The organism is Streptomyces sp. NPDC028907 (assembly GCF_055564995.1).
In genome coordinates, this window is record NZ_JBVHVE010000005.1 from 66,975 (window position 1) to 78,246 (window position 11,272).

Below are 11,272 nucleotides of genomic sequence, written 5' to 3' on the forward strand. Positions count from 1 at the left end.
CTCTCAGGGTCGCCAGTCGAGGGGGCCTTGGCATGCTGAGTGTGCCGCTGAGTCGAAGAGCCGAGCTGGACTGGCGGACCGTCGAGCGGATTGCCTCGGGACAGGGCCGGTGGCGCACCGCACTTAGACTTCAAGTGAGGAATATTTCGTGTTGCTATTCTGAGGTCTGATATGAGGCTTCGAGGAGGTGTGAAGGATGGCCGATGCGCAGGCGAACCCTGGGATGCTCACGCTGTTGCGTGAGTCCCGCGGGATGACACAGGCGGAGGTCTCCACCGCCATGACGAAGGCCTCGGGGCCGGAACCGACGGTGGTCTCACAGGGATACGTGAGTCGTGCCGAGTCGGGCCGCCTTACGGTCACGGACGACCGGCTGGAGTGGTACGCGGCCGCTCTGGGCTACCCGTCCGGCCTGCTGTGCCTTGACCCGCAGGTGGGTGGGGTCGGCGTGGGGCTGGTCCACCACCGCAAGAAGGCCGCGCTCGCAGTCTCCGCACTGCGGCGGGTGCATGCGCAACTGGCTCTGACGCGTGTGCAGGTCCAGGAGATCGCCGCGTCTGCCGGGAAGCCGCTCGAAGAGCACCGGTTCTTCCGCGTGAAGCTCTCCGCCCTCACGACCGCGAAGGACGCGGCCCGGCAGGTGCGCAAAGCCTGGGCGCTTCCGGCGGGCCCGATCCCCGACTTGATCTCGGTTGTGGAGACGGCCGGAGCGGTGGTGGCCGTCCGTGACCTCGGCGGCGACCTGCTCGATGCGGTGAGTCAGTGGGACGGCGTCGGCGCCCCACTGCTCCTCGTCAACGACCTGGCGCCGGGGGATCGTTGCCGGTTCAGCGTCGCCCACGAACTGGGGCACCTCGTCATGCATGCGGAACCCGGCACCGGTTCCCAGCAGGAGAAGCAGGCCGACGCCTTCGCGGCGGAGCTGCTGATGCCCGCCGCAGACATCCGGGGCGCCTTCGTCGGCCGGGTGGACCTGCCGAAGCTGATGGAGTTGAAGCGGATCTGGCGGGTGTCGATGAGCGCACTACTGCGCCGGGCGCTCGATCTGGGCGCGCTGACCGAATGGCAGCACCGCACGGTCACCATCGAGATGTCCGCGCTCGGCTATCGCATGGCCGAGCCCGTAGAGATTCCCCGTGAACAGCCCCGGGCCGTGCCTGCGCTCGTGCGCACCCTGCTCGACGAGCACGGTCTCACCCTCGAATCGGCAGCGGCCTGCGCGCATCTGCTGCCCGAGGACTTTCAGCACCTGTATGTCGAAGGACTCCGCACCACGCCTCTGTCACCGTACTGAAGGAGCCGTCCATGACCGAGCCTTCCGCCGTCCCGCCTCCGCACCTCCCTTCTGCTGCGCATCTCACCCCCTTCGGCTTGGCGGCCTTGCGCGGCCGGATGTTGATCCAGACCCGCCCCGAACGGGTCGGCCAGGTTCAGGAGCATCTCGCTTCCGCCTCCAGCGGGATGATCCTGAGCGGGGGCAATGCCACGGCGAAGGCCCTGCAGCTGCGGGACGAGGGATACAGCGGGGTACTGCTCGCCGACCCGGCCCTCTACGAGAAAACCGCCGCGACCGAAGACGCTCCCTTCCCGCAGACGGAGCCGGACGGCTTCTTCCTCAACGACCCCCTGGAGCGGTCCCTGGAGCAGCAGCGCGCCGTGGGCATCACGGCGCCACTCACGCCGACCGGCTACATCCAGGCCGAGGACTCGGATGCGCTCAGGGCCGCGGTCACGCGCATGACCGAACTCGACGATCCAGGCGTGATCTTCGTGGTGCCGATCGACGTGACCTGGCTGAGGAACGAGGAGTCCCTGCACCAGTTGATCGCCTATCTACAGCTGGTCAATGGTCCGAAGGCGATCATCCTGGGCGGGCAGATGGACCCGCTGGCCCGGTACGCGAAGTCGGTACACCACGTCCGGCAGCTGATCACACAGGTACCGGACACCGCACTGCTGCGCACCGATCTCGCCGCCTTCGGAGCCCTGGCAGCCGGCGCAGCCTTCACCGCATTTGGTGCCACCAGCTCACTGCGGCACACCATCGTCCCCGGTGAGAAGGCCCAGACTGGGAAGAAGTCCGGCGGCCCTGGCTCGCCGCACGTCCTGCACCCCGAGCTCATGGACTTCTACCTTGGCGAGACCCTGGCGAAGAAGTACGCCGCAGCCGCCGCGCCGATCTGCGAGTGCTACGCCTGCGGACACAAGGCGCTCGACACGTTCACCAGCAACCAGTCCCCGCTTCCGGCAGAAGCCGCGGCGCACAACATCGCTGTACTCATGGGATGGCTCCGCGACCTCTGCGCGACGCCGGCGGGCATCGCGCGCCAGCGCTGGTGGTACGACCGCTGCCGTATCGCCGTCGACCGGTACCCGCTGCTCAACGCAGCCCTCGAACAGCCCAAGGCGTTCCGGGTACCCGAGCAGCTCAAGTGCTGGGCTCTTGCCGACCCTGGCCCTGTCCCGGCCGAGCCCTCGCCCGCTCAGCGCACCCGCTGATACAGCTCCTCGACGAACGCCCAGGCCGCCGCGGTGTGCCGCTGCGGCCGGTAGGTCCGGGACTCCAGCACCATCTCCACCCCTTCGCCCGACGGGACGAAGACGCCGATACCGTAGAAGTCCGCCTCGGCCAGCGATTCCTCCAGGCGGACCGGGCGCCGGTCGAGCAGCATGGCCCTTCGGCAGAACGGGGCGAACCGGCCGGCCCGCTCCAGCCCTTGCCGCCAGCCGGACGCCCGCACGACAGCCAGGTCGATCTGCAGTGGCCGCACCGCCCACCGCGTCACCACCTCGCGGTTACGGTCCGCAGCCCCGGCCGGCAAGGCACGTACAGCACGACGTTCCCGCTGATCGAGTGAGGCCAGTGGCACGGGCAGACCCACCGGAAGGGTCAGAAGGGTTTCCAGAGGAGGCAGCTTGTCTAGGCGCGCCGCGGAAACCTCACGACGGCGTACGTCCTCGGCAGAGTCCATGCGGTAAAAGAACAGCGCCTCCGTCCCCAACACCGGGGCCACCACAGACTGCCCGTCCCGCCCCAGCAGTGCCGCGGAAGCAGTCTGCACCGAACCGCCGATCACGGAACTCGCCAAGGTCATCATGGTCTCCACCCTGCCTCATCGGGCACCGTCCGAAAACAGCACCCCCGCCATTCATCCAACCCGGTCGGCTCCGGCTGCCCTTGCCAAACGACCCAAGAGGTCCGCCAGACACCGCCACAGTTCGACATCGTCGCTGCGCCGATACCACTGACGCCGATCGCCGGGCTCCCGCGGAACACGAACAGCCAGCCCCGCGTCCACCAGAGCCTGAACCGGCGCCTGGTACACGCTGGGTGCGACACTTCGCGAGACCGCGAGATCCCCCAGACAGACCCCTCGGGAATCCGACAACGCCAGCGCCAGCAGCACCTCGGCCCGATAACGATTACCGAAGAGCTTCGCCGAGACCGCACGCAACCGTTCGGACGCGCTTTGCACCATGATTCATGATTCGCGAATCAGAAAACAGATGTCAACTACCCAGTGAATTCCGTGAACTTGGGGAAGTGCTGGGATCGCATCCACTGGTGAAGTCCGCCCCAACCCGGGCGGATCGCTCAGGGAGAGAGGTCGAGCACCCGGACGCCGGCCCCGTCCCAGGCCTTGGGCTGGACGGTGGCGACGCGTGCCCCATCCAGGCGCTCGGGGCCGGGCATGGCCAGATGGTGGGTGTGGCACCAGCCCAGAGGCCGCTCGTGGCCCGAGGCTGCCAGGACGGCGGCGAGATCGAGCGGATGAAAAACCACCTGGTCGAGCATGCCGAGGTGGCCGGCGAGCCCGGTGCGTACCCGGTCCGCTTCGGCGAGTGTGGCCAGCGCGACGTGGACGCGCCAGGCCCCGGTCTCGGCGGCCTGGTACAGAAGGCGGGAGGCCAGGACGTTGCCTGAGCCCAGAGCGAGCAGCGCGCTGTCGTCGAGGATGACATCGACAGGGGCGACAGGGTTCACGCGGCGCTGCCGAGCCGGCGCGTGAGCTCATCGTCCGCTGCGCGGTCCTGCTCGGGATCCGGGGCGTAGCCGGAGAGCGCGTGCAGGACTTCGAGGGTCTTCGCGACCTGCTCGTCCCGCTCGCTCTGCGTGAGGGTGTGGGTGGCGAATTCGCCGACGAGCCCCGCGATCGTGGTGTCCTTCTCGGCGGCCAGGATCGCCAGCCGGTCCCGGACGCTGCTCTCGACCTTGATCGTTGTGTGTGCCATGCCTGACAGAATACATCGGGTATACCCGCCCGGGGAGGCGATTGAGGGAGCTGCCTGCGCCTCCCTCGGCCAGGGGCCGAGAGACGGTCGGTAGGTGTGATTTCGGAAGCGAGGGATCCTCATGGCTGCCGTACAGCGCGGCGAAGTCGATGTCATCATCGTCTACAAGCTCGGCCGGCTCTGGCGGAACCGGCGCGAACGGACTGGGGGAATCAAGATTCTCCGCAAGCACGAGGTGTCCGTGCTGTGCGTGAAGGGCCCCGAGTTGGACCTCAAGACGGCCGCTGGCCGCCTCCTCGCCGGCCTCCTCGGCGAGGTCGACACGTTCGACGTCGAGCAGATGTCGGAGCGGGAGCAGCGGGAGATGCGCCAGCGCGTCGAGCGGGGCCTGCCGCCGGCGGGCCGCGCTGCTTCGGTCACCGCAGACGGCGCGGAGCTCGTCGAAGACGAGGGCCGCCGAGGTCGAGGACTGCTTTCACGCGCTGCTCGCCGAAGCGCCCCTCTCCGGTATGGTCGCCGACCTCAACGAGCGGGGCATCCTCAACCGCAACGGCAGCTTGGCCCGCGCTTCGAGCACGGCGGGGTAGAGCCTGCCGGTGGTCGAGATCGCCGAGATGATGTCGTCAAAGTCGCTGCTGACGTCTGCCGTAGTGGTGGGGTCCGTTTTTTGTTGGGGCCCGGTCGCTGGCGCGCGGGAAGCCGGGCCTTCCGCATGTGCTGGATGGACTGGCCCCTGTCGGTCTGGTGCTGGAACACCAACCTGGTGGGGGCCGTTTCTAGGCGGCGATTGGCTTCGACTCGGTCGGCTTGCGCCGGAGCAGGGCTTGTAGGCGGTCCCGCTGCTCGGGGGTGAGTGGGGGCGCCTGGTCGGCCAGTTCCTGGCGTAGCGCCGAATGTCGGCGATCTCCGTAGCGGTCAACGCCATCAGTGAACTCCTCACCAAGGCGTACATCCCCAACGAAGTCAGGCGTGGAGGTCATCCAGACCAGCCCGGCCTCTACGGCTCTGCCTGCGCCAGCCGCACCGTCCTTTCCGCCAGCTCGCTGATGCGCACCCCGTCGAAGCCGAACACCGCGCTGCGGACCGTGTCCTCCAGCGGCTCCTTCCACTGCGTCGGAATCGCGTCCGCCCCGGTCAGCACGCCCGCCACCGAGCCGGCCGTCGCCCCGTTGGAGTCGGTGTCCAGGCCGCCGCGGACGGTCAGCGTGATGGTGCGGGTGAAGTCGCCGTCGCCGTACAGAAGCCCCGCGGTGAGTACGGCGGCGTTCGGGATGGTGTGGATCCAGCCGAGCCCGGCCGTCTCCTCGGCCGCCGTCGTGAGCGTGTCCTCCCAGGCCATCCGCGTGTCGTGGAGGGAGACGACCCGCCGCACGGTACGGGCGAGCCGGCTGCTCGCCGGGATGACCGCCAGGGCCTGGTCGACCGCGTGCCGCACGGTGGGCGCGGTGAACGCCGCCGCGATCAGCGCCGCCGCCCACGTCGCGCCGTACACCCCGTTGCCGGTGTGCGACAGCACCGCGTCCCGACGGGCGAGGGAGGCGGCGCGGCGCGGGACGCCTGGGCAGGTCCAGCCGAAGATGTCGGCGCGGATCAGGGCGCCGATCCACTCCTGGTAAGGGTTGTCGTACGTCGCGGTCAGCGGCGGTTTCAGCCCGTTCGCGAGATTGCGGTACGCGGCCCGCTCCGCCGTGAAGGTCTGCAGATACGGCAGCCGCAGCAGCCACAGGTCGCCGACCTGCTCGGTGCTGAAGGCGAAGCCATGGGTCTCCAGCAGGTCCAGTCCGAGGATCGCGTAGTCCACGTCGTCGTCGCGGCAGCTGCCGTGGATACGGCCGCGCACGCACTGCCGCCACTCGGGCCGCAGCCGGAACCCGTCGTCCTCGCTGACCGGCTCGGGAAGATAGTCGGTGAGGGGCAGGGCGGCGGCCTGCCGCAGATACTGATCGATCCGGTCCCGCGTCCACAGGTCGCCCTGCTCGACCGGCTTGCCGAGCATGTTGCCCGCGATCCGGCCCAGCCAGCCTCCGAGGATGCGGTCGGCGAGCTCCGGCTCAGTGCCCACAGGGGTCATAGGACCGGTTTACCCAATTCCGGCGGTGGTCGCTCGGGGTTCGGCGGCTCGCACAGCCGCCTCCCAGGCCGCTCGTACGTTGTTCCCACAGCGTTCTCAGGGTCCGGGCAGCGCATGACGTCGTGGGCTTCCTCCGGTTAAGGTCGCAGCGGCGCGACTGGCCTTGGCGTGCGCGAGGCCCGGAGAGCAAGGGGATAACAGGTGACACAGCGCGTGCTCATCGCCGCGGACAAGTTCAAGGGGTCGCTGACGGCCGTGCAGGTCGCCGAGCGGGTGACGGCCGGTCTGCGCCGGGTCGTGCCGGACGTCGTGGTCGAGGCCATGCCCGTCGCGGACGGCGGTGACGGAACCGTGGACGCGGCGGTCGCGGCGGGCTTCGAGCGCCGCGAGGTCCGGGTCGCCGGGCCCCTCGGGCACGAGGTGACGGCGGCGTTCGCGCTGCGCGGCGACACGGCGGTCGTGGAGATGGCGGAGGCCAGCGGCCTCCAGCGGCTGCCCGCCGGCGTCTTCGCGCCGCTCACGGCGTCCACCTACGGCTCCGGCGAGCTGCTGCGTGCCGCCCTGGACGCGGGCGCCCGCACCATCGTGTTCGGGGTCGGCGGCAGCGCCACCACCGACGGTGGCGCCGGAATGCTGACCGCGCTGGGCGCCCGCTTCCTGGACGCCGACGGGGAGCCCGTGGCGCCGGGCGGTGGCGGTCTGGGCGAGCTGGCCACGGCCGACCTATCGGGGCTGGACCCGAGGCTCGCCTCCGTCGACCTGGTGCTCGCCAGCGACGTCGACAATCCGCTGACCGGGCCGAAGGGCGCGCCCGCGGTGTACGGGCCGCAGAAGGGTGCCTCGCCGGACGACGTGGAGGCGCTGGACGCCGGGCTCGCGCACTTCGCGAAGGTGCTGGAGGAGTCGTTCGGCCCTGCGGCGGCCGAGCATGCCGCCTCGCCGGGGGCGGGGGCCGCGGGTGGTATCGGCTACGGCGCCCTGCTGATCGGCGCGGGTTTCCGGGCCGGGATCGAGGTCATGCTCGACGTCCTCGGCTTCGCGCCCGCGCTGGAGCGGGCGGATCTCGTCATCACCGGCGAGGGCTCCCTGGACGAGCAGACCCTCCACGGCAAGGCACCCGCCGGGGTCGCCGCCGCCGCCCGCGCGGCCGGCAAGGAGGTCGTCGCCGTGTGCGGCCGCCTCGCGCTCGCCCCGGAGGCGCTCGGCCGGGCCGGCATCCGGCGCGCGTACCCGCTGACGGAGATCGAGCCCGACGTCGCCAAGTGCATCGCCGACGCGGGCCCCATCCTGGAACGCTCGGCCGAACGCATCGCCCAGGACTTCCTGTCCTAGCCCAGCATTCCCTCGCCCCCGCCGCCCCTACCCGTCCCATCCTCCTGGGGCTCCGCCCCAGACCCCGCTCCTGAGTACTCCAGCCCGTCCGGCGTTTGAGGACGAGGCCCGAAGGGCCGATGCGGGGGTCTGGGGGCGCAGCCCCCAGGGACGGGACGGGTAGGGGGCGGCGGGGGCGAGGAATCCCGGCGGCGGGCATGCGAAGGGCCCCGAACCAACCCGGTCCGGGGCCCCATCCAGCGGAGCGCTACGGCAGCTGCGCCGCCCGCGCCTCCCGCCGATTGCCACGGAAGTTGTTCACCCGACGAGCAGTGGCGAACAGCGGAATCACCGCGCCCATCACCAGCTGAAGAGCGCAACCCGTCTGCAGCAGAAGCTGACCGCTCGGCGCGTCGAAGGCCCACGCGGCCAGCAGCCCCATCGACACGACGATCCAGGACAGCATCGCCACCGCGAGCCGCCCGCGCGGCTTCGGGTACTCGACGCGGCTCACCATCAGCCAGGCGGTCCCGAGGATCGCCAGCAGCGTCGCCACGAAGGGCAGCTCAAGCAGCACGATCGAGACCACCGTCAGCGCCCCGAACGGCGAGGGCATGCCCTGGAACATGCCGTTCGGGACGGTCACACACGAGAACCGGGCGAGTCTCAGCACCACGGCGAGCAGAACGACGATCGCGCCGACCGCAGCCACCCGCTGGTGCGCGTCGTCGGCGACCATGCCGTAGACCAGCACGAAGTACGCCGGCGCCAGCCCGAAGCTGATCAGGTCGGAGAGGTTGTCCAGCTCCGCGCCCATGGGGGAGGAGCGCAGCTTGCGCGCCACCAGGCCGTCGAACAGGTCGAAGACCGCCGCGCACAGCATCAGGATGACCGCCGTGGCCGCGCTGTGGCGGGCCATGCCGGTCTCCTGGCTGCCGGTGAGGTGCGGGATCAGGATGCCGGTGGTCGTGAAGTACACCGCCATGAAGCCGCACGTCGCGTTGCCGAGCGTCAGGGTGTCCGCTATCGACAGGCGCAGAGAAAGAGGCATCTCCTCCTCTTCGTCGACCTCGTCGGCCTCGGGCACCCAGCCCGATTGTGTCTCCGGATCAATCACGGTCAATGCGAGTCACCCCAGCCACGGTCTTCTGCCCGACCTCGACCGCGACCTCCACGCCCTCGGGCAGGTAGATGTCGACACGTGAGCCGAAGCGGATCAGACCGATACGGTCGCCCTGCTCGACCTTCGTGCCCTGCGGGATGTAGGGGACGATGCGACGGGCCACCGCGCCGGCGATCTGGATCATCTCGATGTCGCCGAGTTCGGTGTCGAAATGCCAGACTACGCGCTCGTTGTTCTCGCTCTCCTTGTTGAACGCCGGAACGAACCCGCCCGGGATGTGCTCGACGGACGTGACCGTGCCGGAGAGCGGCGCGCGGTTGACATGGACGTTGAGCGGGCTCATGAAGATCGCGACGCGGGTGCGGCCGTCCTTCCACGGCATGATGCTCTGCACCACACCGTCGGCGGGCGAGATGACCCGGCCCGGGGCGATCTCGCGCTCGGGGTCGCGGAAGAACCACAGCATGCCCGCCGCGAGCGCGGTGGCGGGCACGGCCACGGCCTTGGCGACGCCGGAGCGGCGCGCGCGGGCCAGGCTGAGGGCTGCGGTGGCGACGGTCGGCAGAAGCCACGGCGATGCTCCGCGCGCGAGGCGTACGCCGGCCCGGCTGTCGCGTGGTGCAGAGGTTTGGCTGTGGGGCATGGATGACCTTCGTAGCGGATGATGCCGCGCTTCGACGGGGGACGGCGGCTTTCCGGGGATCGTACCGGTCGCGGGCCGCAACTGGGCAAGCCAGGAAGCCGAGTCGGCGGCTGAAGAGTGTTGACGGGGTGTGATCTTCTTCTCGAAGAAAACACCCCGAACCCGGACATCTAGCCCTGGAAGCGATACTCTTCGAGCAACCTGCGACCGATGATCATTTTCTGGATCTCGGCGGTACCTTCACCGATAAGCAGCATCGGAGCCTCTCGGTAGAGGCGCTCGATCTCGTACTCCTTGGAGAAGCCGTAGCCGCCGTGGATCCGGAAAGCATCCTCCACGACCTCCTTGCAGTACTCGGAGGCGAGGTACTTCGCCATCCCAGCCTCAAGGTCGTTTCGTTCACCGGAGTCCTTTTTGCGTGCCGCGTTCACCATCATGGCATGCGCCGCCTCGACCTTGGTAGCCATCTCGGCCAGCTTGAACTGGATGGCCTGGTGCTGGGCGATCGGCTTGCCGAAAGTGTGCCGCTGCTGGGCGTACTGGACGCCGAGCTCGAACGCACGCTGAGCGACGCCGCAACCACGGGCCGCCACATTCACGCGCCCGACCTCGACGCCGTCCATCATTTGGTAAAAACCTCGGCCGGTGACGCCGCCGAGCACACGATTGGCCGGAATACGCAGGCCGTCCATGATGAGCTCGGTCGTGTCGACGCCCTTGTAACCCATCTTGTCGATCTTGCCGGGGATCGTGAGGCCCGGGCGGACCTCTCCGAAGCCGGGCTCCTTCTCGACGAGGAAGGTCGTCATCGACTTGTGGGGCGCCGTGCCCTCGGGGTGTCCTTCGTCACTTCGGACGAGGACGGCCACCAGAGACGACGTTCCGCCGTTCGTCAGCCACATCTTCTGGCCGTTCAGGACGTACTCCTCGCCGTCCTGCACAGCCTTCGACGTGATGGCCGACACATCGGAGCCCAGGCCCGGCTCCGACATCGAGAAGGCGCCACGGATGTCGCCGGCCGCCATGCGCGGCAGGAAGTGGTCCTTCTGCTCCTGCGTGCCGTGCTGCTTGAGCATGTACGCCACGATGAAGTGGGTGTTGATGATGCCGGAGACCGACATCCAGCCGCGGGCGATCTCCTCCACGCACAGGGCGTAGGTGAGGAGCGACTCGCCCAGGCCGCCGTACTCCTCGGGGATCATCAGGCCGAACAGGCCGAGCTCCTTGAGGCCGTCGACGATCGCTTGCGGGTACTCGTCGCGGTGCTCCAGCTCGGTCGCGACCGGGATGATCTCCTTGTCCACGAAGTCGCGGACGGTGGAGAGGATCTCCTGCTGAATGTCCGTCAGACCGGCGGTCTGGGCGAGGCGCGCCATGGCTACTTCTCCTGCTGCTTCAGTTCGGGACGGCCGGGCTGCTCGCCGCCGCGCTCCTTGATGTACGTCTCGGTCGGCACCATGACCTTGCGGCGGAACACGCACACCAGCGTGCCGTCCTGCTTGTAGCCCTTGGTCTCGACGTAGACGATGCCGCGGTCGTTCTTCGACTTCGACGGCCACTTGTCCAGCACGGTCGTCTGGCCGTAGATCGTGTCGCCGTGGAAGGTCGGCGCCACGTGCTTGAGCGACTCGATCTCCAGGTTGGCGATGGCCTTGCCGGAGATGTCCGGCACGCTCATGCCGAGCAGCAGTGAGTAGATGTAGTTGCCGACGACGACGTTCTTGCCGAAGTCCGTCGTCTTCTCCGCATAGTTCGTGTCCATGTGGAGCGGGTGGTGGTTCATGGTGAGGAGACAGAACAGGTGGTCGTCGTACTCGGTGACCGTCTTGCCCGGCCAGTGCTTGTACGTCGCCCCGACCTCGAACTCCTCGTAGGTGCGTCCGAACTGCAT

12 protein-coding genes are annotated in these 11,272 nt (G+C 68.9%); 4 read left to right on the forward strand and 8 right to left on the reverse strand.

The window, feature by feature from the left end; genetic code table 11:
• Positions 1 to 196: 196 nt before the first annotated feature.
• A complete protein-coding gene (locus ACZ4UU_RS16065) occupies positions 197 to 1,294 on the forward strand; it encodes an ImmA/IrrE family metallo-endopeptidase (RefSeq protein WP_468040311.1) in 1,098 nt (365 codons plus the stop codon).
• Positions 1,295 to 1,305: 11 nt separating this feature from the next.
• On the forward strand, positions 1,306 to 2,499 hold the full coding sequence (locus ACZ4UU_RS16070; protein ID WP_468040313.1) for a hypothetical protein: 1,194 nt from the start codon (positions 1,306 to 1,308) through the stop codon (positions 2,497 to 2,499).
• Here ACZ4UU_RS16070 and ACZ4UU_RS16075 read toward each other — a convergent pair.
• The 3 genes from ACZ4UU_RS16075 to ACZ4UU_RS16085 all read right to left on the reverse strand — a co-directional run bounded on the left by ACZ4UU_RS16075 (position 2,484) and on the right by ACZ4UU_RS16085 (position 4,233).
• On the reverse strand, positions 2,484 to 3,107 hold the full coding sequence (locus tag ACZ4UU_RS16075) for a hypothetical protein (protein ID WP_468040314.1): 624 nt from the start codon (positions 3,105 to 3,107) through the stop codon (positions 2,484 to 2,486). The two genes, ACZ4UU_RS16070 and ACZ4UU_RS16075, sit on opposite strands and share 16 nt — an antisense overlap.
• Positions 3,108 to 3,595: 488 nt before the next feature.
• Positions 3,596 to 3,985 (reverse strand): hypothetical protein, encoded by a 390-nt coding sequence (locus ACZ4UU_RS16080; RefSeq protein WP_468040316.1) that lies wholly within the window; start codon positions 3,983 to 3,985, stop codon positions 3,596 to 3,598.
• The gene (locus tag ACZ4UU_RS16085; RefSeq protein ID WP_103545038.1) at positions 3,982 to 4,233 is read right to left on the reverse strand and encodes a hypothetical protein; all 252 of its coding nucleotides are present in this window, start codon (positions 4,231 to 4,233) and stop codon (positions 3,982 to 3,984) included. Before ACZ4UU_RS16085 ends, ACZ4UU_RS16080 begins: the two co-directional genes overlap by 4 nt.
• Before the next feature lie 121 nt (positions 4,234 to 4,354).
• Here ACZ4UU_RS16085 and ACZ4UU_RS16090 point away from each other — a divergent pair, with 121 nt between their 5' ends.
• The gene (locus ACZ4UU_RS16090) at positions 4,355 to 5,086 is read left to right on the forward strand and encodes a recombinase family protein (protein ID WP_468040318.1); all 732 of its coding nucleotides are present in this window, start codon (positions 4,355 to 4,357) and stop codon (positions 5,084 to 5,086) included.
• 144 nt (positions 5,087 to 5,230) lie between these two features.
• Here ACZ4UU_RS16090 and ACZ4UU_RS16095 read toward each other — a convergent pair whose 3' ends face one another.
• Complete coding sequence (locus ACZ4UU_RS16095; protein WP_468040319.1) at positions 5,231 to 6,304, reverse strand: ADP-ribosylglycohydrolase family protein; 1,074 nt, start codon at positions 6,302 to 6,304, stop codon at positions 5,231 to 5,233.
• A gap of 213 nt (positions 6,305 to 6,517) precedes the next feature.
• Here ACZ4UU_RS16095 and ACZ4UU_RS16100 point away from each other — a divergent pair, with 213 nt between their 5' ends.
• A complete protein-coding gene (locus ACZ4UU_RS16100) occupies positions 6,518 to 7,636 on the forward strand; it encodes a glycerate kinase (protein WP_468041110.1) in 1,119 nt (372 codons plus the stop codon).
• Positions 7,637 to 7,883: 247 nt separating this feature from the next.
• Here the strand turns inward: ACZ4UU_RS16100 and pssA are convergent, their stop codons facing one another.
• The 4 genes from pssA to ACZ4UU_RS16120 form a co-directional block, all read right to left on the reverse strand.
• Complete coding sequence (gene pssA, locus ACZ4UU_RS16105; protein ID WP_468040321.1) at positions 7,884 to 8,702, reverse strand: CDP-diacylglycerol--serine O-phosphatidyltransferase; 819 nt, start codon at positions 8,700 to 8,702, stop codon at positions 7,884 to 7,886.
• 22 nt (positions 8,703 to 8,724) lie between these two features.
• Positions 8,725 to 9,381, reverse strand: a complete 657-nt coding sequence (locus tag ACZ4UU_RS16110) for a phosphatidylserine decarboxylase (RefSeq protein ID WP_030936947.1) — start codon at positions 9,379 to 9,381, stop codon at positions 8,725 to 8,727.
• 170 nt (positions 9,382 to 9,551) lie between these two features.
• On the reverse strand, positions 9,552 to 10,757 hold the full coding sequence (locus ACZ4UU_RS16115; RefSeq protein WP_468040322.1) for an acyl-CoA dehydrogenase family protein: 1,206 nt from the start codon (positions 10,755 to 10,757) through the stop codon (positions 9,552 to 9,554).
• Between the two features lie 2 nt (positions 10,758 to 10,759).
• Positions 10,760 to 11,272 carry a MaoC family dehydratase gene (locus ACZ4UU_RS16120; protein WP_062716551.1) on the reverse strand — a complete coding sequence of 171 codons (513 nt, stop codon included), beginning with the start codon at positions 11,270 to 11,272 and terminating at the stop codon, positions 10,760 to 10,762.